Raw genomic sequence first — 24,010 nt, forward strand, 5'->3', positions numbered from 1 at the left:
AGAAAAGTGAAGATAACTGAGCTGTTAACAAGAGATACAATTCATCTCAATATAGAAAGCAAAGAGAAAGAAAACGTTATCGATGAAATGGTGACAGTGCTTGACAAAGCCGGCAGATTAAATGACAGAGAGGCTTACAAAGCAGCCATTTTAAATCGTGAAAGCCAAAGCTCGACGGGAATCGGCGAAGGCATTGCCATTCCTCACGCGAAGACGGCGAGCGTCATTAACCCGGCCATCGCATTCGGACGTTCAAAAGAAGGTGTGGACTATGAATCATTAGACGGTCAGCCGGCACACCTGGTCTTTATGATTGCGGCAACCGAAGGAGCGAACAATACGCACCTTGAAGCATTATCAAGACTTTCAACGCTTCTCATGCGTGAAGAAATCCGCAAACAGCTTCTTGAGGCTGAATCAGAAGATGCGATCATTGACATCATCAATCAGCATGACAAAGATGACGATGAGGAAGAAGAGCAGGAAGAACAGGCAGCGCCGTCAGGAAAGGGCAAAATTCTTGCGGTTACTGCATGTCCGACAGGTATCGCTCATACATTCATGGCTGCTGACGCACTGAAAGAAAAAGCGAAAGAGCTCGGTGTCGACATTAAAGTAGAGACAAACGGCTCAAGCGGAATCAAGCATAAGCTGACGGCTCAGGAAATTGAAGATGCGCCTGCGATTATCGTAGCAGCTGATAAACAGGTTGAAATGGAGCGCTTTAAAGGCAAACATGTTCTTCAAGTGCCCGTAACGGCCGGTATCAGACGTCCTCAAGAACTGATTGAAAAAGCCGTTAATCAAGATGCCCCGATTTACGAAGGCAGCGGCGGAGGATCTGCCTCTTCTAATGAAGACGGCCCGAAACAGAAATCAGGCACAAGCATCGGAAGCACTTTCTATAAACACTTAATGAGCGGTGTCAGCAACATGCTGCCATTTGTCGTCGGCGGCGGAATCCTCGTGGCGATTTCATTCTTCTGGGGAATTCATTCAGCTGATCCGAAAGATCAGACATACAACACGTTTGCTGCAGCGCTGAACTTTATCGGCGGCGATAATGCGTTAAAACTGATCGTTGCCGTTCTTGCCGGATTCATCGCAATGAGTATTGCGGACCGTCCGGGGTTTGCGCCGGGTATGGTCGGCGGATTTATGGCTACGCAGGCGAATGCCGGATTCTTGGGCGGACTGATTGCCGGGTTCTTAGCCGGTTATGTTGTAGTCCTGCTGAAAAAGCTGTTTGTCTTTATTCCTCAGACTCTTGACGGATTAAAACCTGTATTGATTTATCCGCTGCTCGGTATTTTTATCACCGGTGTCCTGATGCAGTTTGTCATTAACACACCTGTAGCAGCGTTTATGAATTTCTTAACAAATTGGCTTGAAAGCCTTGGAACCGGAAACCTTGTCTTAATGGGGATTATTTTAGGCGGTATGATGGCTATCGACATGGGCGGCCCGCTCAATAAAGCGGCGTTCACTTTCGGTATTGCGATGATCGGCGCCGGAAACTATGCCCCGCACGCAGCCATCATGGCGGGCGGAATGGCTCCGCCGCTTGGAATTGCACTGGCGACAACATTCTTTAAACATAAATTCTCTAAACGTGACCGTGAAGCCGGTATTACGTGCTACTTCATGGGAGCTGCTTTCGTTACAGAAGGCGCCATCCCGTTTGCGGCGGCTGATCCGCTTCGCGTCATCCCTGCAGCCGTTATCGGTTCTGCGGTAGCGGGCGGACTGACAGAGTTTTTCCGGGTAACGCTCCCTGCACCGCACGGAGGAATATTCGTTGCATTCATTACGAACCATCCGCTGCTTTACTTAATGAGCATCGTGATCGGAGCGGTTGTAACGGCGGTTATCTTGGGAATCGTCAAAAAACCGGTAGTAGAGAAATAAGCAAAAAGCGTCCTTTACGGGCGCTTTTTTCAATCATATGCGCATAGAAGCGTTATGTATTTTGTGATGAGTTGTGATAAAGTAAAGATAGTACATGAACCGTAACAGTGATCGTCTAGGAGGAACCACGTTGACTGAAGAACAAAAACCTACTTCTGAAAAATCGGTAAAAAGAAAATCCAACACGTATTGGGAATGGGGAAAGGCCATCATTATAGCGGTCGCTCTTGCGCTTTTAATCCGCCATTTCCTGTTTGAACCGTACTTAGTGGAAGGATCATCAATGTACCCGACATTACATGACGGTGAAAGGCTGTTTGTCAACAAAAGCGTCAATTATATCGGAGAAATCGAGCGGGGGGACATCGTCATTATTAACGGCGATACATCGAAAGTCCATTATGTAAAGCGGCTCATCGGAAAACCCGGAGAAACGGTGGAAATGAAAAATGACACGCTTTATATAAACGGCAAAAAAATCGATGAACCGTACCTCGCGAGCAATAAAAAAGAAGCGAAAAAACTGGGAGTCAACCTGACGGGAGATTTCGGCCCCGTAAAGGTTCCGAAAGGCAAATACTTCGTCATGGGCGACAATCGGCTGAACTCAATGGATAGCCGGAACGGACTCGGTTTAATTGCCGAAAAACGGATCGTCGGCACCTCGAAGTTTGTGTTCTTCCCGTTTCATGATATGCGTCAGACAAAATAAAAACGCCGCGCTGCCCGATTCGGACGGCCGGCGTTTTTATTTGGCAAACGAGGCGGCGATGGCGATGAACATTACCGTGGCCAGCACTGATCCGACAATGGCCAGAACGCTGAAAAAAAGATTCACCTGCTGCTTCTCTTTGCCGCGTTTTTCAAGCATCCGTTTTGAAAAGAGATGCGAAAACGTGTAAATGAGGGCGATTCCGACGTACAAGCCGATGTCACGTGCGGTAAAGCCTGTGACGGCCAGAAAAACCCCGGTAAAGAAAATCATAAGACAATATTCTGTAAGTGTTAAAAGCTTCAACTTGTTCCTCCGTGATGAATATGTATATATATCTATTGTATCACAGGGCTTCGGGTTTGGCGCTTGCGTCTTTTCAAAACCCTTATATTCGCAGGGAAACATTTCTCTTCCCCTTTATTCATGGTATACTTTTAATGATGTTAGACACGATGGAGGATTATAAATGATTGCTGTAAATAATGTGAGCTTGCGTTTTGCGGATCGCAAGTTATTTGAAGATGTCAATATTAAATTTACGCCGGGCAATTGCTACGGATTAATAGGCGCAAACGGTGCCGGAAAATCAACATTCTTGAAAATTTTATCCGGTGAACTGGAGCCTCAGACCGGCGATGTTCATATGAGCCCGGGCGAACGCCTTGCCATCCTGAAGCAGAACCATTTTGAATATGAAGATTACGAAGTTCTGAAAGTCGTCATTATGGGACATAAACGTTTATACGAAGTCATGCAGGAAAAAGACGCGATTTATATGAAACCGGATTTTTCTGATGAGGACGGCATCCGCGCCGCTGAGCTTGAAGGAGAGTTTGCGGAATTAAACGGATGGGAAGCTGAAAGTGAAGCCGCTATTTTGTTAAAGGGTCTGGGCATCTCTGAAGACCTGCATACGAAGAAAATGGCGGACTTAGGCGGTTCAGAAAAGGTGAAAGTGCTTTTGGCACAGGCGCTGTTCGGCAAGCCGGACGTTCTGCTGCTTGATGAACCGACGAACCACTTGGATCTGAAAGCGATTCAGTGGCTGGAAGAGTTTCTGATCAACTTTGAGAACACAGTCATCGTCGTATCCCACGACCGTCACTTTTTAAATAAAGTGTGCACGCACATCGCCGATCTTGATTTTAATAAAATTCAAGTGTATGTCGGCAACTATGATTTCTGGTATGAATCGAGCCAGCTTGCTTTAAAGCTTTCTCAGGAAGCCAATAAGAAAAAAGAAGAGCAGATTAAACAGCTTCAGGAGTTCGTGGCCAGATTCAGCGCCAACGCCTCTAAATCAAAGCAGGCGACATCAAGAAAGAAACTCCTTGATAAAATTACGCTGGATGATATCAAACCGTCATCACGCCGTTATCCTTATGTCAATTTCACGCCGGAACGCGAGATCGGAAATGACGTGCTGCGGGTAGAAGGCTTAACGAAAACGATTGACGGCGTTAAGGTGCTTGATAACGTCAGCTTTATTATGAACAGAGAAGACAAAATCGCGTTTACGGGCCGCAATGAGCTTGCCGTTACGACATTGTTCAAAATCATTTCCGGGGAAATGGAAGCTGACAGCGGCACATTCAAATGGGGCGTCACCACTTCTCAGGCGTACTTCCCGAAAGACAACAGCGAATATTTCGACGGCAGCGATGCGAACCTTGTAGACTGGCTCCGCCAATACTCGCCGCATGACCAAAGCGAAAGCTTTCTGCGCGGCTTCTTAGGACGCATGCTGTTCTCTGGGGAAGAAGTCAACAAAAAATCAAACGTTCTTTCCGGAGGAGAAAAAGTGCGCTGCATGCTTTCAAAAGCGATGCTTTCCGGCGCGAACATTTTAATTCTGGATGAACCGACAAACCATTTAGACCTGGAATCCATTACAGCGCTTAACAACGGTTTAATCAGCTTTAAAGGCGCTATGCTGTTTTCATCTCATGACCATCAGTTTGTACAGACAATTGCCAACCGCATCATTGAATTAACGCCTAAAGGCATCGTTGACAAACAAATGTCTTATGATGAATTTCTTGAAAATGCGGATGTGCAGAAAAAGCTTGAAGAGCTATACGCGTAATAAAAAAGCAGAGGAGACTCTGCTTTTTATTTATGAAAAAAGTTTTCAATCTTCTGACTTCCCGTTACAATAAAGGAACATATGAATTGAAAAGAGACGGAGGAATGCATCATGAAGTTTTTAGTTGTCGGAGCAGGGGGAGTGGGCGGTTATATCGGCGCACGTCTTGCAGAGAAGGGAAATGACGTTACGTTTCTCGTCCGTCAGAAGCGGGCGGAACAATTAAAAGAGACGGGATTGACCGTCAAAAGTGCAAATGGTGATGTTTCAATCAAGCCGAAAATAATCATGGCGGGCGAAGATGGAGAGTTTGACGCCGTTATCATCGCATCAAAAGCGTATTCTTTGCAGGACGTCATTGGGGATGTCAAACCGTTTGTCAAACCTTCGTCGGTCATTATTCCTTTTTTAAACGGGTACAGGCACTATAACGAGCTGTTCGAAGCTTTTTCAAAACGGCAGGTGCTAGGAGGCCTCTGCTTTATTGAGAGCGCCCTTAACGAAAAAGGGGAAATTCTTCATACGAGCGCTGCCCACCGCTTTGTGTTCGGTGAATGGAGCGGGGAACGCACAGAACGTATAAATGAGCTGGAAAAAGCGTTTGCGGGTGTGAAAGCGGATGTCATCATCAGCCGGGATATTGAAAAGGATATTTGGAAAAAGTACATGTTCATTGCCGCGCAGGCGGGAGTAACCACTTTGTTTCAACAGCCGGTCGGACCTATTTTAGATACAGAAGGCGGCCGCAATACGGCAAAGCGTCTTTTTGCAGAAATCGGAGCCATTTTCAAGGCTGCGGGTATTCCGAAGGACGCTGACCTGGAAGATGAGAGTTATCGTACGTTGACAAGCATGTCTTATCATATGAAATCGTCGATGCTGAGAGATATGGAAAAGGGCCGGGTGACAGAAGGTGATCATTTACACGGTTTTCTGCTTGAGAAAGCGAAAGGCTTGTCAGTTGATACCCCTGTTTTGGAAACTGTCTTTGCCAACCTGCAAATGTATGAAGCAAAATAAAAAAGGAGGCCGAAGCGCCTCCTTTTTTATTAAAATGCCCAGTTTCCGTTTCTGAAGATCGGTTCTCTTTTGCCGTCAGCAGTAATCCCGTCGATATTCATATCTTTGGAGCCGACCATGAAATCTACGTGCGTAATGCTTTCATTTAAGCCCTCTTTAACAAGCTCTTCCCGTGTCATTTGTTTGCCGCCTTCGATATTAAAGGCATACGCGCTGCCGATCGCCAAGTGGTTTGATGCGTTTTCATCGTACAGTGTGTTGTAAAATAAAATATTTGATTGTGAAATCGGTGAATCGTACGGCACTAAGGCCACTTCTCCGAGATAATGCGAGCCTTCATCGGTTTCGACGATGCCTTTTAAAATCTCCTCGCCTTTTTCAGCTTTCACATCAACGATGCGGCCGTTTTCAAAGGTAAGTGTAAAGTTATCAATAATGTTGCCGCCGTAGCTCAGCGGTTTCGTGCTGGAAACCGTGCCGTTCACCCCATCACGCTGCGGAAGAGTGAAAACCTCTTCTGTCGGCATGTTGGCCATGAATTCGTGCCCGCTCTCATTCACGCTTCCTGCGCCCGCCCATACATGTTTTTTCGGTAATTCAATGGTTAAGTCTGTTCCTTCAGCTTGATAATGCAGGGCGCTGTAATGTTTTTTGTTCAGGTGTTCCACTTTCTCATGAAGGTTTTGATCATGTTTTTTCCATGCTTCCACTGGGTTTTCTTCATTTACGCGGGTCGTTTTGAAAATTTCTTCCCATAAAAGCTGAACGGCTGTTTCTTCCGGCTGATCCGGGAACACTTTTTTCGCCCAGCCTGTTGAAGCGGCTCCGATCACCGTCCAGCTGACCTTATCTGATTGAATATATTGTCTGTATGTATGCAATGCTTTTCCGGCGGCTTTTTGGAACGCTGCAATCCGTTTCCCGTCAGTGCCTTTTAACAGGTCGGGGTCGGATGAGACGACAGAAATAAACGCAGCTCCTTTTTTCGCGAGCTCTTCTTTGCCTTTCGCTTCCCATTCAGGATATTCTTCAAACGCTTCAAACGGAGCCATTTCGTATTTTAATCTGGACAATTCATCGTCCTGCCAATTTACGGTGACGTTTTTTGCGCCTTTTTCATACGAATGTTTAGCCAGCAGTCTGACAAGTTCCCGGACATCGGTTGAGGCATTGATTACGACATGCTGTCCTTTTTGGACATTGACGCCGACTTCTACCGCCAGCCGAGCATATGTATTTAACTTTTCAGTAAACGAACTCATCGTTCATTCCTCCTCATCGGTTTTTCTCATCATATCAAATATCGCCTCATAAAGAAAAGAAAGGAGCGTAAATGAAAAAGACACAGCCTTTGCTGCGTCTTTACGGATGATTCAGTTTTACGGTGCTGCCGGCCGGAGAATGGGGCATATTGGCCAGCGAAATGCTCATACCCCCCAAGATAATTCCGCTTAAAATGACAGCTACCGCTACGCGTCTTCCCACATCTCTAAGCATATGCTTCCTCCTTAATGTTTCTCCAGTTCTCACAATATGAGCCGGCCGGAGAAAAAAGAAGCACAATCTTATTATTTAATCGCTTTTTGCAGCTTGTCGATGACGTCTAACGAACGCCCCGTGCCGATAGCCACTGATTCAAGCGGATTTGCGGCCAAATGAACGGGAACGACGATTTCTTCTGTCAGCCATTCTTTCATCCCGTTTAAAAGCGAGCCCCCGCCGGTTAACACGACGCCGCGGTCAACGATGTCCCCGCTGAGTTCCGGCGGACAATCTTCAAGAGTCGCTCTGATGGCTTCAAGAATATGTAGGAGCGATTCACGCATCGCGTGCTGAATTTCATTAGACTGCAGTCTGATCGTCTTCGGCAGACCGGTTACGAGGTCACGGCCGCGGATTTCCATCGTTTCCGGCACATGTTCAATCAATGCAAAACCGATTTCCATTTTCACTTGTTCTGCCGTACGTTCTCCGATCAGCAGGTTATATTTTTTTCTGACGAACGAAGCGATATCTTCATCAAGCTGGTCGCCGCCGATTCTGATAGAGTGGCAGGACACGACGCCTCCGAATGAGATGATGGCAACTTCAGTCGTACCGCCTCCGATATCCACGACGACGTTTGCGACCGGCTCGTCAACCGGCAGGTCGGCTCCGATTGCAGCTGCTACGGGTTCTTCAATTAAGTGAACGTTTTTTGCTCCGCAGTTTTTGACAGCGTCACTGATGGCTCGGCGTTCAACGGCTGTTGATCCTGAAGGCGTGCAGACGACGACATTCGGTTTGCGGAAGGTCATCCCGATTTTTTTTCCGGCTTTTTTCATAATGTGTTTTAATAAGTCAGTTGTCATATCATAATCAGCAATGACACCGTCTTTCATCGGCCGTACGGCGACGATTTTCCCCGGCGTCTTTCCGATCATGTTTTTGGCATCTGTTCCGATGGCAAGCACCGCTTTCGTTGTTGTATCTACAGCGACAACGGAGGGCTCGTTTAAAATAATTCCTTTATTTTTACTGTAAACAAGTATATTAGCGGTTCCTAAGTCGATTCCGATCTCAGTTGATTGAAACATATTTTCACCCAATCCCTATCCTGATTTAATTGATTCTACATTTAAAGTTTCTGAGAAAAACCACGATTTTTGGGGGTTTCCGCCGGGAATGAAATGTTTTTGTAAAAAAGGAGGGAAAGTCTGTATCCCGTATTTCAAAAAGGCTTTCTTCTGTAAAAAAACATTCATTACCGGATGCGGAGAAACTTTTGCTCCGTTACTTTCGTCTACGTTTATGAAGGATTTTCCTTGGACATATATAAGAGACATTAAAGGAAGTAGGGGATTTCTATGAAATCAATTGGTGTAGTAAGAAAAGTAGACGAACTAGGGCGTATTGTCATGCCGATTGAATTGAGAAGAGCATTGGATATCGCTATTAAAGATAGTATTGAATTTTTTGTTGACGGAGACAAAATTGTCTTGAAAAAATACAAACCGCACGGCATTTGCTTAATGACCGGAGAAATTACCCCCGACAATCAGGAATACGGCAACGGTAAAATCATCTTAAGCCCTGAAGGAGCGAAAATGCTGCTTGAGGAAATCGAGGAAGCGTTAAAAGATAAATCATAATGATAAAAAGGGCGGAGCGTCATTCCGCCCTTTTATTATGAACTTGTGCAAAAACTCACGGTAAAATCAAGTAAACCTGCTCAAATAATTGGGAATAGTTATCATTTTTTAGTCAATAATGCGGTCAACAATGTTACAATATATGTAGAAATGCTAGCGGCAGGTGGGACTATGGGAAAATATCAAGCGCGTATCATTTCATTAATCTTGGCAATGATTTTTATTATGTTTTGGGATTATTTATTTTACATAATTGAACGGAATCCGATTAACTGGCCTGTTGATATCACTTTTACCACTGTCACGTTAATCAGCGTCTGGCTGCTGGCTTATTATGTAGATCATAAAAAGCAGCTGCTGGCGGAGCTGAAGGACAGCGAGCAGAAAGCAAAGGCGCTTTCAGATGAGAAAAACCGGATCATGGACAATCTGCAGGAAATTGTTTTTCAGACGGATTCACAAGGGAATATTACATATTTGAATCAAGCTTGGACGGCGATTACGGGCTATTCCATCAGCGAATGTATGGGCACGATGTATAATGATTATTTTATAAAAGAGAAACATATCATTGATTATATTATCTCCCAAATTAAGCAGCAGTCCCCGTCAGGAATGTTCACGGCTAAATATATTAAAAAAGACGGCACTATCTTTTGGGGAGAAGTTCATTATAAGCTGTATTATGACCGCAGACAGAAATTTGTCGGAAGCCTGGGAACGATGTCTGATATCAGTGAACGGAAAAAAGCGGTTGATGAGCTTCTGGAAACGAACGAACGGCTTGCCATGCAATCTCAAAAGCTGGCTATCGCCGGTGAACTTGCGGCAGGAATCGCCCACGAAGTAAGAAATCCTTTAACATCAGTCAGCGGCTTTCTCCAGCTGATGAAAGCTCAGTATCCGGAACGAACGGATTATTTCGATATTATTTTTTCGGAAATTAAAAGGATAGATCTTGTGCTGGGAGAGCTGCTTCTGCTCGCCAAGCCGCAGACCGTGACGTTTACCGCCCATCATCTCAACCATATTTTAAGGCAGGTGGCGACGCTTCTTGACACAAACGCGGTGCTGTCAAACACTGTGATTGAGAAGGATTTCAGGCAGACTGAGTCCTGTATGGTCAACGGTGACGAAAACCAGCTGAAACAGGTATTTATCAATATTATTAAAAATGCGATTGAGGCGATGCCTGACGGCGGGAATATTCATATTTACACAAAACGGGATGAAGAATACGCGGTGATCAGCATACAGGATGAAGGAAACGGCATGTCGAAAGAAAAGCTTAAAAACATCGGGAAACCGTTTTTCTCGACAAAAGATCAGGGAACAGGCCTCGGCCTTCCGATTTGTTTACGAATTCTCAAGGAGCATAATGGTAAACTTAACATTAAGAGCAAAAATGGAGAAGGCAGTACGTTTCAGGTATTTCTGCCGTTAGAAGCGGATGCTGTCCAAAAGGAGGAAAACTAACTTGCTTCTTTTTGTATACGGTTTGTTACGGAAGCGTGAAGAAAATCATGAGCTGCTGAAAGGCGCTCCGTGTGTGTGCGAGCAGGCCGCGATAAACGGCGTGCTGTACAAAACAGAAAAAGGTCAGCCCGCGGCGTCTTTAGCAGAAACAGCTTTTGTATACGGAGAATTGTATGAAACAGGTCATCAGATGATCTGTAAGCTGGATGCGCATTATGCCGATTTTGACCGGGAGGAAGTCGCCGTGACGACGGATCTCGGGAATAAAACGGCCTTCGCATATGTCGTAAAGCCCGAGCAGTGTGCTTCATTCAGCCGGATCAAAAGCGGAGACTGGAAAGAATATCGTTTTATGAAACGGGAGGATGACAGCCCGGTTTATTATTTCGCTTACGGTTCATGTATGGATAATGCCCGTTTTAAACAGGCGGGGGTCGATCACTTTTTTGCCGAGCCGGTCGGAGGGGCGGTTGCTGAAGGGTATTCGACGAGATTCACGTTAAGGCGTCCTGACGGTTCCAGAGCCGATCTTGTTGAAGATGGCGGCCGTACTGAAGGCGTGCTGTACAAGCTCCCGTTTGAAGCGGCAACCTATCTGTATAAAAGGGAAGGTGTTGATAGCCATACATATCGTCCCGCGTTCATAGAAGTGAATGCCGGCGGCCGTATATACAGGGGCTGCCTGACGTTTCTTGTGCTTGATAAAGCTGAGGAAATTGCGCCTCCGGGTCACTATCAGGAAGAAATCGAACGCGGAGCAGACTTGTATTTATCGCCCGCCTTTTCAGAAAAGCTCAAACGCCATATGAACTCATTGCCGAAAATGTGATACTATTCCTATTAGAGATATTGTTTAAAGGAGTACTGTTATGAGAAAAGAGTTTGCCGTTATCGGTCTCGGACGCTTCGGCGGGAGTATTTGCAAAGCATTAAGTGAAGAAGGCCTTGAGGTCATGGCGATGGATATTGATGAAGATAAAGTAAATGAATATGCCAAAATCGCATCACACGCCGTCATCGGTGATTCAACCGATGAATCGGTGCTGAAAAATCTGGGGCTGCGCAATTTTGACCACGTCATTGTGGCAATCGGCGAAAATATACAGGCGAGCATTTTAACGACGCTGATCTTAAAGGAACTCGGCGTGAACACCATCACGGTCAAAGCGCAGAACGACTATCATGAAAAAGTGCTTGCGAAAATCGGGGCCGACCACATCGTCCACCCTGAACGTGACATGGCAAAACGCATCGCCCACAACATCGTATCAAATAATGTGCTTGATTATTTAGAGCTGTCTGACGAACACAGCATCGTGGAGATCGTAGCCAACAGCAGGCTTGCGGGCAACACACTGCTTGATCTGGACATACGCGCGAAGTACGGCATTAACATCGTGGCCATCAAGAGAGAAAAAGAAGTAATCGTATCTCCGCTGGCGACTGAAATGATCCAAAAAGACGATATTCTCATCGTTATCGGCTCTCTTACGGACATTTCCCGATTTGAAAAAAGAGTGCTTCATACAAAGTGAAAAGCCGTCCATAAAAGGACGGTCTTTTTTATATGTCAGAATAGAAAGACATTTATCGTGTAAGCGGTATATTCTGCAGTTTTTATTGACTATGATCAGGCGATCCGATAGCATATTGTACCATATAAAGAAAAAGAGGAGGCCTCATTTTGAACAAAGAAACACTGGCTGAACGGCTGAATGCATCGGCCGGCCGACAAAAAGCCGATACCGTCATTAAAAACGGAAAAATCATGGATGTATTTAACCAGGAATGGATTTCTGCAGATATCGCCATTACGGACGGAGTGATCGTCGGGTTGGGCGAGTATGAAGGGGAAGAAGTCATTGATGCAGAAGGCCAAATGATCGTTCCGGGCTTTATTGACGGACATGTTCATATCGAGTCCTCTATGGTTACTCCGATTGAATTTGCAAAAGCAGTCCTCCCTCACGGAGTGACGACTGTCATTACTGATCCTCACGAAATCGCGAACGTTTCGGGGGCAAAAGGCATTTCATTTATGATAGAGCAGGCGAAAAAAGCGCCGCTGAACATCCGTTTCATGCTTCCTTCCTGTGTTCCCGCCGCAAGCTTTGAACGCTCGGGAGCCGTATTAAAAGCCAAAGATTTAAAGCCTTTTTATCAGGAAAAAGAGGTGCTGGGACTGGCGGAAGTAATGGACTACGTGTCTGTTGCCGAAGGTGAAGAGGATATGCTTCAGAAACTGCTTGATGCCAAGCTTCACGGAAAACGGATTGACGGGCATTTAGCCGGACTGTCTTCAGATATCATCAATATATACAGAACCGCGTTAGTGTCAAATGATCATGAAGTGACGACAAAAGAAGAGGCGCTGGACAGAATCAGGCGGGGAATGTATGTCATGCTGCGCGAAGGATCGGTGGCCAAAAATACGCTTAATGTGCTGCCGGCGGTGAACGAAAAAAATGCGCGCCGCTTCTTCTTTTGTACTGATGATAAACATGTGGACGATCTGCTTTCAGAAGGAAGTGTGAACCACCAAGTCAAAATGGCAATAAAAGCGGGACTTGATCCATTCCTTGCGTATCAGCTCGCCAGCTTAAATGCGGCCGAGTGCTACGGCCTTGAAACAAAAGGCGCGGTGGCACCGGGTTTTGATGCAGATCTCTTGTTTATTTCAGATTTGCGGGAGGCTTCCGTCACAAAGACCTTGGTCGCCGGCCGGACCGTTGCCGAGAACGGCTGCCCGGTTTATGAGCAGTCTGCCGGCTCTTATTCTCCGGATCAGGCGCTGTTGGATACAGTACGGCTGAAAGCGCCGCTGACTGAATCAGATTTTCATATGCCGATTCAAGAGGGCAGGCTAATGAATGTAATCGAAATCATACCAAATCATTTAGAGACGAGGAAAAAAGAAGTCCCTGCACCGTCTGCCGGCACATTTTGCCCTGATACAGAAAATGATTTATTAAAAATCGCCGTCGCTGAACGCCACAGCAGAGAAAAAATGATGGGTCTCGGGATTGTACAAGGGTTCGGGTTAAAAGAAGGCGCCATTGCCACAACCATTTCTCACGATTCCCACAACATCATCGCTGTCGGTACAAACGATGCCGATTTGGCAAAAGCAATCAACAGACTGCGTGACACCGGAGGAGGGCTGACAGCCGTGAAAAACGGAGAATTGCTTCACTCTGTCCCGCTTCCGATTGCCGGGCTTTTGTCTGATAAGTCTGCGGAATGGGTGAATGACAGCCTGGGCGTGCTTCATGAAAAGCTTCCTCTGCTCGGATTCACCGGTAATTTCAATCCGTTTCTTACATTATCGTTTTTAGCGCTTCCGGTGATTCCGGATATTAAAATGACGGCAGCCGGTCTGTTTGATGTCAAAGCCTTTCAGCATATTCCGCTGCAATAAAAAAACTGCACTCATGATGAGTGCAGTTTTTTTTTAGACCTCCATAATGATCGGAAGGATCATCGGACGGCGTTTTGTTTTTTCATATAGGAACGGAGCGAGCGTGTCGGTAATTTCGTTTTTAATTTCGGACCACTGCGTTGTTTTCCGATCCATTACTTTCTCAAGATGGTTCGAAATGAGCTGCTGTGCGTCGTTGATTAAATCACCAGATTCTCTCATGTATACAAAACCTCTTGAAATTAAATCAGGTCCTGCCGATACTTTAAAGTCGTCCATGTTGATGCTGACAACAACGATAACAAGGCCTTCTTCTGAAAGAATGCGGCGGTCGCGGAGCACGATATTGCCGATGTCACCGATTCCGCTTCCGTCAATGTACACGGAACCGGACGGGATTTTGCCTGCCACAGCGGCTTCTTCGCCTTTGAGCGCCAGCACTTCGCCATTGTCCATAATAAAGCAGTTTTCTTCAGGAATGCCGCAATCAGTCGCGAGTTTGACGTGCATTTTCTGCATTCTGTATTCCCCGTGAATCGGCATGAAGAACTTCGGTTTAATCAGACGGAGCATTAATTTTTGTTCTTCCTGTCCGCCGTGTCCAGATGTATGGATGTCATTCAGCGAACCGTGAATGACTTCTGCGCCCGCACGGTACAACTGGTTGATGGTGCGGCTTACGCTGATTGTGTTTCCGGGAATCGGAGAAGAAGAAAAGACAACCGTATCTCCGGGATTAATGGATATCTGACGGTGCGTGCCGTTAGCGATGCGTGATAGCGCCGCCATCGGTTCACCCTGGCTGCCCGTACATAAAATCGTTACTTTATTGGCAGGTATACGGTTGATTTCGTTATGCTCAATAAACGTATTTTTAGGGCAGCTGATGTAACCGAGAGTCTGTCCAATTTCAATAGCCGATTCCATACTGCGTCCGAATACGGCAACTTTTCTGCCGTTTAAAACGGCAGCTTCAATCACTTGCTGAAGACGGTGTATGTTCGAAGCGAATGTCGCAAATATAATTCTGCCGTCCACTTTTCGGAAAATATCGTGAATGCTTTCGCCTACACGGCGTTCTGACATGGTGAAATCGGGCACCTCACTGTTCGTGCTGTCAGAAAGCAGGCACAGAACGCCTTCTTTCCCGATTTCGGCCATCTTTGTCAAGTTTGCCGGTTCGCCTACCGGTGTGAAATCGAACTTAAAGTCTCCGGTATGTACGATATTGCCCGGCGGTGTTTTGACGACGATTCCGTATGAATCCGGAATGCTGTGTGTCGTTCTGAAGAAGGATACAGACGTCTTCCGGAACTTAACAATGTCGTCTTCACCGATGATGTTTAATTTTGTCTGTCTTAACAGTCCGTGCTCTTCAAGTTTATTCCGAAGTAAGCCGATCGCGAGTTTACCGCCGTAAACGGGAATATTTACTTGTCTGAGCAGGTACGGAATACCGCCGATATGGTCTTCGTGACCGTGGGTGATAAACAGACCTTTAATTTTGTCTTCGTTTTTTACTAAATATGTGTAATCGGGGATTACGTAATCAATGCCGAGAAGTTCATCTTCAGGAAACTTAATTCCCGCATCAATCAGTACAATCTCATCCTGAAACTGCACCCCGTACGTATTTTTCCCGATCTCGCCCAATCCGCCGAGGGCAAAAACGGCAGTCTGGTCATTTTTTACAAATTTCATTCCGCTCATAACTCCAATACTTTAAAATTTTCGCTCTGCTTCTCATATTCTAAAAAAGCACCGTCCACAGGCTGAACAAATTCAATGTTGTATTTCTTATCTTTCAGTTTTGTTCTGACGTCCCGTTCTGAAACGCCCTCAATGTAAAGTGAATCTGTATTTTCCCGTACAGGTACTTCGTCAGCCTTCTTTTGATAAAATACCTTATAAATCATCCAAATCTCTCCTTAAATGCCGTATGTTAGACTCGCTTATTCTATTATATTCGAAAACGGATTATAAGGAAAGTCTCGAGCAAAAAAGGGACTTTCAAAAACCGAAAGATCCCTTCTACGCGATGACTTTTTTCCGGAGCATTCCGCCCCACTGTCTTCTGAGTTTCTTCCGTAACCGGCGCAGCATCATATACCTCCTTTAAAGCCCTTTATAGCAGTAGTATGCGGCAAAACCGGATTTGTTTTCGTGGGTAAAATTGGAATTTCGTCAAGGCTGTTTGCCGGAAGAAAAACTTTCTGTATGATGAGATTGAACAGGACACGACTGATAAACGGGATAAAGGAGAAATTGACATGAAACCAAAACTGATCTTTTTTGATATTGACGGCACGATCTATGATCATGATAAACATATCCCCGATAGCGCAAGAAACGCCGTGGCGGCGCTTCAAGAGGCCGGCCATCACGTTTTTATCGCCAGCGGGCGGTCTCCGTTTATGGTAAAACCGATTCTGGAAGAGCTTGAGATTGAATCATTTATTTCATACAACGGCCAGTTTGTCGTGTTTGAAGGCGATGTGATTTATAAAAATCCGCTGCCGGAAGATGCGGTCGCGCGTTTATTAAAGCAGGCAGAAGAAGGGGAGCACCCAGTCGTATTCATGGCGGAAGATACGATGAAAACGACCGTTCCGGGACATCCGCACGTCTCGGAAGGAATCGGCAGTCTGAAAGCGTCTTATCCCGAAGTTGATGAAACATTTTATAAAGGAAAAGATATTTATCAGCTGCTTTTATTCTGCCGCGGACATGAAGAAAAAGCATACGCCGCTTTTCCGGAGTTTGATTATGTCCGCTGGCATGAACTGTCAACGGATGTGCTTCCGAAGGGCGGTTCAAAAGCGGAAGGCATTAAAAGAGTGCTTGAGCGCCTTCCGTACAGCATAAGCGACACTTATGCCTTCGGCGACGGACTAAATGATCTTGAGATGATCCGTTTTGTCGGCACCGGGGTGGCGATGGGAAATGCAGTTCCGGAATTAAAGGCTGCCGCTGATTTCGTCACAAAGCCGGTGGATGAAGAGGGAATCAGCTGGGCTGTCAAAGAACTGGGGCTTTTGAAATGAAGAAAACCGGCACTTAAAGAAGTGCCGGTTCTTTTTAACGGTCAATAGCAATGGCGTTTTCAGGTTCTTTTAACGGATTTTCTTGATCGATATGATCGTAAAACATCACACCGTTCAAATGGTCGATCTCATGCTGAAACACGATGGCCGGAAAACCTTTGAGGCGGATGTCAATCTGTTCCCCTTCAAGCGTCGTCGCCTTTACTCGGATGCGTGCGTAGCGCGGCACATAGCCGGGAATGGGTTCGTCTACTGACAGGCAGCCTTCTCCGCTCGTCAAGTAGCTTTTTTCTACTGAGTGGCTGACGATTTTAGGGTTGAAAAGGGCATAGCTGTATAAAGTGCCTTTCGCATCTTCAGCATGAACGGCGATCATCCGTTTTTTTACGTTTATTTGAGGAGCGGCAAGACCGACTCCGGGACGAAGGTTGTATTTCTCGGCTAATTCAGGATTTTGGCTGTTTTTCACAAACTCAATCATATCAGCAAGTTGCTGTTTTTCTTCGTCAGAAGCGGGAAGCCGGACCTCTTCAGCGATCTCTCTGAGCACGGGATGTCCGTCGCGGACAATATTTTCCATAGTAATCAAGAAACTTCACTCCTAAAGCTTAATATGTAAATTATAGCGAACTTCCTTATCGCGGCGCAACGAAACAATTGGCCGGCCATAGCAGGCCGGCCGATGTTCATAGTGTATAAGGTCAGCAGCCGCAGCCTAAATAAGCGGCACCGACGATGATTAATAAGATAAACAATACGACGATTAATGCGAATGTGCGGCCGTAACCGCCTCCGCAGCCGTATCCGTATCCGCCATAACCGTATCCGCCGCAACAACCGCCGCCAAATCCGCCGCCAAATCCATATCCGTACATAAAAAAACCTCCTCTTTGAATTACGCTGACCCTTTTCAGCAGGGCCGGCGTCTACTATAAACTATGTAAAAGCCAAAAAGATGTATGGTCATCCGCCCTGTTTTCTCAATTTTTTACGCAAGTACGCTCTGGCGAAGCTATAAATGTCTTTGCCCAAAAATTCCGGGAATACCAATTACAGCTCAGCTATTGTCAAAAGGCGTTCTGGCTTCTATAGTGGAAATTGTCAAGATTGGGGGATTTTAAGTGAATATGTTACAAAAAAAGATGCTGGCGGGAATCGGAGCGCTCGCCGCCGCAAGTATGCTGCTTGCAGGCTGCGGGGAGAAAGACCCGGTTGAAACAATTCATGATTCGATGGAAAAAGCCGTACAGGCGGAAAAACCGTTTCAAAAAGAGCAGAAAACATTAGAAAAATTAGAGAAAAAGGAAGATGAGCTGTATAACGAAGTCATTCAGCTGAATATGAATGATTACGAAAAAATCGTCTCACTTTCGGATGAGGCCCTTAAAAACGCGGAACAGCGCAAGCAGCATCTGAAAACGGAAAAAGACAGCATGGACAGTTCGAAAAAAGAATTTGAAACCGTCACACAAACAGCCGGATCGATTAAAGACCGGTCCATTAAGAAAAAGGCGCAAGCAGCAGCCTCACATATGGAAAAACGCTATGATTTATACGGCGGACTCTATAAAGACTATATGAAAGCCATTCAATATGATAAAGAATTGTACAGCGCCATTAAGAAAAAAGACCTGACTGCAGAAGACCTCGACAAGAAGATCGGCAAAGTGAACGATTCCTACAAAAAGGTATTAAAGCGGGGCGGAGCGTTTAACAAGCAGACGAAAGAGTATAATCAGGCCAGAGAAGAGCTGTATAAAGAGGCCGGCTTTCATGTCAATGAAAGCTGAAAACGATGAAAGGTGCCGGATGCCCGGCCCTTTTTTTATGCGGAAAAAAGGATTCTGAATTCTATTGTAGTACAGCAGATGTATGTATACTAGTACAGTTTCGGCGGATGAACAGCTTGTCCCGCCGGAAAAATATAAAGCGAATACATTTATTTAAAATCAACATTTAAAACGATTGACGGGTCTTCTTTATTTAGTGTAAACTTATCCATGTTAAGCGGTGTTGTATCAGTCTTTTACAACTCCGAAATAATACAGTTCAGATCAGATAGTGATGATCCTACATAAAGGTTTCGGCAAACTGGGGATAGGCTAAATATATACGACTTGCTGCTAATACTTTAGGGTATCCTAAGTTTGTATGTATACAGGAATGCACGTCTAATGACTGTTTAAAAGAAAGGAAGAGGTGACTTTAGTATGGCTGCAAAAACGAAAAAAACAATCGTTGACAGTAAGAAGCAATTTGATGCCATTAAGAAGCAGTTCGAAACGTTCCAAATTTTAAATGAAAAGGGAGAAGTCGTGAATGAAGCGGCGATGCCTGATTTAACAGATGATCAATTAAAAGAGCTTATGCGCCGCATGGTATACACACGCGTGCTTGATCAGCGCTCTATCTCATTAAACCGTCAGGGACGTCTCGGTTTCTACGCTCCTACTGCCGGCCAGGAAGCTTCACAAATCGCAACGCATTTCGCGCTTGAAAAAGAAGATTTCGTTCTTCCGGGCTACCGCGATGTGCCTCAATTAATCTGGCACGGTCTGCCGCTTTACCAAGCGTTCTTATTCTCCCGCGGACACTTCCGCGGAAACCAAATGCCAGATGATGTGAACGCCCTTTCTCCGCAAATCATTATCGGTGCTCAATACATCCAAACTGCCGGTGTAGCGCTCGGTCTTAAAAAACGGGGTAAAAAAGCCGTAGCTATCACATACACAGGTGACGGCGGCGCCTCTCAAGGGGACTTCTACGAAGGAATCAACTTTGCCGGAGCTTACAAAGCGCCAGCAATCTTCGTAGTGCAAAATAACCGCTATGCGATTTCAACTCCTGTTGAAAAACAATCAGCGGCTCAAACAATCGCTCAAAAAGCGGCCGCAGCAGGTATTGTCGGCGTTCAGGTTGACGGTATGGATGCCCTTGCGGTGTACGCTGCAACTGCTGAAGCGCGCGAACGCGCAATTAACGGCGAAGGCCCGACACTGATCGAAACACTTACGTTCCGTTACGGTCCGCATACAATGGCCGGTGACGATCCGACTAAATACCGCACGAAAGAAATCGAAAACGAATGGGAGCAGAAAGATCCGCTCGTCCGTTTCCGCGCTTTCCTTGAAAACAAAGGCCTGTGGTCTGAAGAAGAAGAAAGCAAAGTAATTGAGGCTGCAAAAGAAGAAATTAAGCAGGCCATCAAAAAAGCAGATGCTGAACCGAAGCAAAAAGTGACTGATTTAATCAAAATCATGCACGAAGAATTGCCTTACAACCTAAAAGAGCAATTAGAAACTTATACACAGAAGGAGTCGAAGTAAGCCATGGCGCAAATGACAATGATTCAAGCAATCACGGATGCGTTACGCACAGAACTGAAAAATGACGAAAATGTCTTAGTTTTCGGAGAAGACGTTGGTGTTAACGGCGGCGTATTCCGTGCGACTGAAGGATTGCAAAAAGAATTCGGTGAAGACCGTGTATTTGATACGCCGCTTGCTGAATCCGGTATCGGCGGTCTCGCTCTTGGTTTAGGGTTAAACGGTTTCCGTCCGGTTATGGAAATCCAATTCTTCGGATTCGTATATGAGGTAATGGATTCAGTTTCAGGCCAAATGGCCCGTATGCGCTACCGTTCAGGCGGCCGCTGGAGTTCTCCGGTGACAATCCGTTCTCCATTCGGCGGCGGGGTTCACACTCCTGAACTTCACGCTGACAGCTTAGAAGGCCTTGTGGCTCAGCAGCCGGGTATTAAAGTCGTTATTCCGTCTACTCCGTATGACGCAAAAGGACTTTTAATTTCTGCAATCCGTGACAACGACCCAGTCGTTTTCTTAGAACATATGAAACTTTACCGTTCTTTCCGTCAGGAAGTTCCTGAGGAAGAATACACAATTGAGCTTGGAAAAGCTGACGTGAAACGCGAAGGTGCTGACCTTTCTATCATCACATACGGCGCAATGGTTCATGAGTCGCTTAAAGCTGCTGAAGAGCTTGAAAAAGAAGGCGTTTCTGCTGAAGTTATCGACCTTCGCACTGTAAGCCCGCTTGATATCGATACGATTATCGCCTCTGTTGAAAAAACAGGCCGCGCAATTGTCGTGCAAGAGGCTCAAAAACAAGCAGGTGTCGGCGCCAACGTTGTAGCTGAAATCAATGACCGCGCGATCCTGAGCCTGGAAGCTCCGGTACTGCGTGTCGCAGCGCCTGATACAGTATTTCCTTTCTCGCAAGCTGAGAGCGTATGGCTTCCAAACCATAAAGACGTTCTTGAAACTGCGAAAAAAGTTCTTGAATTTTAATCAGGCTTCATAACAGGAGGGAAAGACACACGTTCTTTTCCTCTATTATAAACCTGTTTTTAAAGGTTCAATGCTTGCGTATGCATAACTAAAATTTGCTTAATCAACTAGGAGGTCGAAAACTGTGGCATTTGAATTTAAACTTCCGGATATCGGGGAAGGTATCCACGAAGGCGAAATCGTAAAATGGTTTGTTAAGCCAAACGACGAGGTAGAAGAAGACGATGTACTGGCTGAAGTGCAAAATGATAAAGCAGTGGTAGAAATTCCTTCACCTGTTAAAGGAAAAGTATTAGAATTAAAAGTTGAAGAGGGAACGGTTGCAACTGTTGGACAAACGATTATTACGTTTGACGCACCTGGTTACGAAGATCTTCAATTTAAAGGAAGCGACGAATCCGGCGATGCGAAAACTGAAGCGCAAGTTCAGTCTTCCGCTGAGGCAGGACAGGACGTAGCGAAAGAAGAACGCGCAGCAGAGCCTGCAAAAGAAACTGGCGCAGGACAGCAGGACCAAGCGGAAGCTGATCCGAACAAACGCGTGATCGCTATGCCTTCTGTACGCAAATATGCACGTGAAAAAGGCATTGATATCCGCAAAGTAACAGGTTCAGGGAATAACGGACGTGTTGTAAAAGAAGATATCGACAGCTTTGTAAACGGCGGAGCTCAAGAAGCGGCACCGCAAGAAACAGCGGCGCCTCAGGAAACGGCTAAACCTGCAGCGGCTCAGGCTCCTGAAGGCGAGTTCCCTGAAACACGCGAAAAAATGAGCGGTATCCGTAAAGCGATTGCTAAAGCAATGGTGAACTCTAAGCATACTGCACCGCACGTAACTCTTATGGATGAAGTTGACGTAACAAATCTTGTTGCTCACCGCAAACAGTTCAAACAAGTTGCTGCTGATCAAGGCATCAAGCTGACTTACCTGCCTTACGTCGTAAAAGCCTTAACATCCGCTCTGAAAAAATTCCCTGTTTTAAACACATCTATTGATGATAAAACAGATGAAGTGATCCAAAAACATTACTTCAACATCGGAATTGCAGCGGATACTGAAAAAGGCCTGCTTGTGCCGGTAGTGAAAAATGCCGACCGTAAAGCCGTTTTCGAAATCTCTGATGAAATTAACAGCCTTGCTACAAAAGCGCGTGAAGGCAAGCTTGCACCTGCGGAAATGAAAGGCGCTTCTTGCACAATCACAAATATCGGTTCTGCCGGAGGCCAATGGTTCACACCGGTTATCAACCACCCAGAGGTTGCGATTCTCGGTATCGGCCGCATCGCTGAAAAGGCGATCGTCCGCGACGGTGAAATTGTAGCTGCTCCTGTCTTAGCTCTTTCTCTCAGCTTTGACCACCGTATGATTGACGGAGCAACTGCACAAAATGCGTTAAACCACATCAAGCGTTTACTGAACGATCCACAACTTATTTTAATGGAGGCGTAATGTTATGGTAGTAGGAGATTTCCCTATTGAAACAGATACTCTTGTGATTGGTGCGGGACCTGGCGGCTATGTAGCTGCCATCCGCGCTGCTCAGCTTGGACAAAAAGTAACAGTCGTTGAAAAAGCAACTCTTGGAGGCGTTTGTCTGAACGTCGGCTGTATTCCTTCAAAAGCGCTTATCAATGCAGGCCATCGTTACGAGAATGCAAAACACTCAGATGACATGGGGATCACTGCTGAGAACGTAAAAGTTGACTTTACAAAAGTCCAAGAATGGAAAGCTTCTGTTGTAAATAAGCTTACCGGCGGTGTTGCAGGTCTTTTAAAAGGAAATAAAGTGGACGTTGTAAAAGGCGAAGCTTATTTCGTAGACAGCAACTCTGTACGTGTAATGGATGAGAACTCTGCGCAAACATACACATTTAAAAACGCGATCATTGCTACCGGTTCTCGCCCTATCGAATTGCCAAACTTCAAATATAGCGAACGTGTTCTGAACTCTACAGGCGCACTGGCGCTTAAAGAAATTCCGAAAAAACTCGTTGTTATCGGCGGCGGATATATCGGTACCGAGCTTGGAACAGCGTATGCAAACTTCGGAACTGAATTGGTGATTTTAGAAGGCGGAGATGAAATTCTTCCTGGCTTCGAAAAACAAATGAGTTCTCTCGTTACCCGCAGACTGAAGAAAAAAGGCAACGTTGAAATCCATACAAGCGCTATGGCTAAAGGCGTTGAAGAAAGACCTGACGGCGTAACAGTTACGTTCGAAGTAAAAGGCGAAGAAAAAACGGTTGATGCTGATTACGTATTAATCACTGTCGGACGCCGTCCGAACACTGATGAGCTCGGCCTTGAGCAAGTCGGTATCGAAATGACTGACCGCGGTGTCATTAAAACGGACAAGCAGTGCCGAACAAACGTATCGAATATTTACGCAATCGGTGACATCATTGACGGCCCTCCATTGGCTCACAAAGCGTCTTACGAAGGTAAAATCGCTGCGGAAGCTATTGCGGGAGAGCCTGCTGAAATCGATTACCTCGGTATTCCGGCGGTTGTATTCTCTGAGCCTGAACTGGCTTCTGTCGGTTACACTGAAGCACAGGCGAAAGAAGAAGGCATTGAAGTCGTTGCTGCTAAGTTCCCGTTTGCTGCAAACGGACGCGCGCTGTCTCTTAACGAAACTGACGGCTTCATGAAGCTGATCACTCGTAAAGAAGACGGTCTTGTGATCGGTGCGCAAATTGCCGGCGCGAGCGCTTCTGACATGATTTCTGAATTGAGCCTGGCGATCGAAGGCGGAATGACTGCTGAAGATATCGCAATGACAATTCACGCTCACCCGACATTGGGCGAAATCACAATGGAAGCTGCCGAAGTGGCAATCGGAAGCCCGATCCATATCGTAAAATAATCATTGCAAGAAAATGAACAGCCCCCGCTTTTAAAAGC

General features: G+C 45.8%; 23 protein-coding genes. 15 read left to right on the plus strand and 8 right to left on the minus strand.

The features are described from left to right. Nucleotides 1–6: 6 nt before the first annotated feature. Together ICW23_RS02855 and lepB are read left to right on the plus strand one after the other, a co-directional pair. Nucleotides 7–1,908 carry a PTS fructose transporter subunit IIABC gene (locus ICW23_RS02855; protein WP_188154013.1) on the plus strand — a complete coding sequence of 634 codons (1,902 nt, stop codon included), beginning with the start codon at nt 7–9 and terminating at the stop codon, nt 1,906–1,908. 94 nt (nt 1,909–2,002) lie between these two features. After that, nucleotides 2,003–2,620: a signal peptidase I gene (gene lepB / locus ICW23_RS02860; protein ID WP_395940959.1), complete on the plus strand. Its 618-nt coding sequence runs from the start codon at nt 2,003–2,005 to the stop codon at nt 2,618–2,620. 36 nt (nt 2,621–2,656) lie between these two features. Here lepB and ICW23_RS02865 read toward each other — a convergent pair whose 3' ends face one another. Then, nucleotides 2,657–2,926 (minus strand): hypothetical protein, encoded by a 270-nt coding sequence (locus ICW23_RS02865; protein WP_015239771.1) that lies wholly within the window; start codon nt 2,924–2,926, stop codon nt 2,657–2,659. A 163-nt stretch (nt 2,927–3,089) separates the two neighbouring features. Between ICW23_RS02865 and ICW23_RS02870 the strand changes: the two genes are divergently transcribed. Both ICW23_RS02870 and ICW23_RS02875 read left to right on the plus strand, forming a co-directional pair. Continuing rightward, nucleotides 3,090–4,709 (plus strand): ABC-F family ATP-binding cassette domain-containing protein, encoded by a 1,620-nt coding sequence (locus ICW23_RS02870; RefSeq protein ID WP_016936276.1) that lies wholly within the window; start codon nt 3,090–3,092, stop codon nt 4,707–4,709. A gap of 111 nt (nt 4,710–4,820) precedes the next feature. Further along, nucleotides 4,821–5,729: a ketopantoate reductase family protein gene (locus ICW23_RS02875; protein WP_047475218.1), complete on the plus strand. Its 909-nt coding sequence runs from the start codon at nt 4,821–4,823 to the stop codon at nt 5,727–5,729. 29 nt (nt 5,730–5,758) lie between these two features. On the opposite strand, the gene ICW23_RS02880 is transcribed toward ICW23_RS02875, so the two are convergent. From ICW23_RS02880 to mreBH, 3 genes are all read right to left on the minus strand, one after another. Then, a complete protein-coding gene (locus ICW23_RS02880) occupies nt 5,759–6,991 on the minus strand; it encodes an aminopeptidase (protein ID WP_016936274.1) in 1,233 nt (410 codons plus the stop codon). Nucleotides 6,992–7,091: 100 nt separating this feature from the next. After that, nucleotides 7,092–7,226 (minus strand): protein YkpC, encoded by a 135-nt coding sequence (locus ICW23_RS02885; protein WP_016936273.1) that lies wholly within the window; start codon nt 7,224–7,226, stop codon nt 7,092–7,094. A 71-nt stretch (nt 7,227–7,297) separates the two neighbouring features. Beyond that, on the minus strand, nt 7,298–8,305 hold the full coding sequence (gene mreBH / locus ICW23_RS02890; protein WP_029575211.1) for a cell shape-determining protein MreBH: 1,008 nt from the start codon (nt 8,303–8,305) through the stop codon (nt 7,298–7,300). A 270-nt stretch (nt 8,306–8,575) separates the two neighbouring features. Here mreBH and ICW23_RS02895 point away from each other — a divergent pair, with 270 nt between their 5' ends. The 5 genes from ICW23_RS02895 (at nt 8,576) to ade (ending at nt 13,754) form a co-directional block, all read left to right on the plus strand. Beyond that, complete coding sequence (locus tag ICW23_RS02895; protein ID WP_013352109.1) at nt 8,576–8,860, plus strand: transcriptional regulator AbhA; 285 nt, start codon at nt 8,576–8,578, stop codon at nt 8,858–8,860. 171 nt (nt 8,861–9,031) lie between these two features. Then, entirely contained in the window at nt 9,032–10,336 is a 1,305-nt protein-coding gene (locus ICW23_RS02900) for an ATP-binding protein (protein ID WP_095240772.1), read from the plus strand. Nucleotide 10,337: 1 nt separating this feature from the next. Next, a complete protein-coding gene (locus tag ICW23_RS02905) occupies nt 10,338–11,165 on the plus strand; it encodes a gamma-glutamylcyclotransferase family protein (RefSeq protein ID WP_188154014.1) in 828 nt (275 codons plus the stop codon). Nucleotides 11,166–11,205: 40 nt separating this feature from the next. Next, nucleotides 11,206–11,871 carry a Ktr system potassium transporter KtrC gene (gene ktrC, locus ICW23_RS02910; RefSeq protein ID WP_016936269.1) on the plus strand — a complete coding sequence of 222 codons (666 nt, stop codon included), beginning with the start codon at nt 11,206–11,208 and terminating at the stop codon, nt 11,869–11,871. A gap of 149 nt (nt 11,872–12,020) precedes the next feature. After that, the gene (ade, locus tag ICW23_RS02915) at nt 12,021–13,754 is read left to right on the plus strand and encodes an adenine deaminase (protein WP_188154015.1); all 1,734 of its coding nucleotides are present in this window, start codon (nt 12,021–12,023) and stop codon (nt 13,752–13,754) included. 33 nt (nt 13,755–13,787) lie between these two features. Here ade and rnjA read toward each other — a convergent pair whose 3' ends face one another. Continuing rightward, entirely contained in the window at nt 13,788–15,455 is a 1,668-nt protein-coding gene (gene rnjA / locus ICW23_RS02920) for a ribonuclease J1 (protein WP_029575210.1), read from the minus strand. A gap of 5 nt (nt 15,456–15,460) precedes the next feature. After that, complete coding sequence (locus ICW23_RS02925) at nt 15,461–15,670, minus strand: DNA-dependent RNA polymerase subunit epsilon (protein ID WP_016936266.1); 210 nt, start codon at nt 15,668–15,670, stop codon at nt 15,461–15,463. A gap of 354 nt (nt 15,671–16,024) precedes the next feature. Here ICW23_RS02925 and ICW23_RS02930 point away from each other — a divergent pair, with 354 nt between their 5' ends. Beyond that, a complete protein-coding gene (locus ICW23_RS02930) occupies nt 16,025–16,798 on the plus strand; it encodes a Cof-type HAD-IIB family hydrolase (RefSeq protein ID WP_188154016.1) in 774 nt (257 codons plus the stop codon). A 34-nt stretch (nt 16,799–16,832) separates the two neighbouring features. Here ICW23_RS02930 and def read toward each other — a convergent pair whose 3' ends face one another. Both def and ICW23_RS02940 read right to left on the minus strand, forming a co-directional pair. Continuing rightward, nucleotides 16,833–17,387, minus strand: coding sequence for a peptide deformylase (gene def, locus ICW23_RS02935; RefSeq protein WP_016936264.1), 555 nt, complete (start codon nt 17,385–17,387; stop codon nt 16,833–16,835). Nucleotides 17,388–17,499: 112 nt separating this feature from the next. Continuing rightward, nucleotides 17,500–17,673 carry a YjcZ family sporulation protein gene (locus ICW23_RS02940; protein ID WP_003154542.1) on the minus strand — a complete coding sequence of 58 codons (174 nt, stop codon included), beginning with the start codon at nt 17,671–17,673 and terminating at the stop codon, nt 17,500–17,502. A gap of 246 nt (nt 17,674–17,919) precedes the next feature. Between ICW23_RS02940 and ICW23_RS02945 the strand changes: the two genes are divergently transcribed. The 5 genes from ICW23_RS02945 (at nt 17,920) to lpdA (ending at nt 23,972) form a co-directional block, all read left to right on the plus strand. Further along, nucleotides 17,920–18,588 (plus strand): YkyA family protein, encoded by a 669-nt coding sequence (locus ICW23_RS02945; RefSeq protein ID WP_016936263.1) that lies wholly within the window; start codon nt 17,920–17,922, stop codon nt 18,586–18,588. 420 nt (nt 18,589–19,008) lie between these two features. Beyond that, on the plus strand, nt 19,009–20,124 hold the full coding sequence (pdhA, locus tag ICW23_RS02950) for a pyruvate dehydrogenase (acetyl-transferring) E1 component subunit alpha (protein ID WP_013352119.1): 1,116 nt from the start codon (nt 19,009–19,011) through the stop codon (nt 20,122–20,124). A 3-nt stretch (nt 20,125–20,127) separates the two neighbouring features. After that, complete coding sequence (gene pdhB / locus ICW23_RS02955; protein WP_016936262.1) at nt 20,128–21,105, plus strand: pyruvate dehydrogenase complex E1 component subunit beta; 978 nt, start codon at nt 20,128–20,130, stop codon at nt 21,103–21,105. Nucleotides 21,106–21,229: 124 nt separating this feature from the next. Then, entirely contained in the window at nt 21,230–22,555 is a 1,326-nt protein-coding gene (gene pdhC, locus ICW23_RS02960; protein WP_016936261.1) for a pyruvate dehydrogenase complex dihydrolipoyllysine-residue acetyltransferase, read from the plus strand. A 4-nt stretch (nt 22,556–22,559) separates the two neighbouring features. Continuing rightward, on the plus strand, nt 22,560–23,972 hold the full coding sequence (gene lpdA / locus ICW23_RS02965; protein ID WP_016936260.1) for a dihydrolipoyl dehydrogenase: 1,413 nt from the start codon (nt 22,560–22,562) through the stop codon (nt 23,970–23,972). Nucleotides 23,973–24,010: the final 38 nt, after the last annotated feature.

Source organism: Bacillus sp. 1021 (assembly GCF_014534735.1).
Taxonomy (GTDB): Bacteria; Bacillota; Bacilli; order Bacillales; family Bacillaceae; genus Bacillus; species Bacillus siamensis.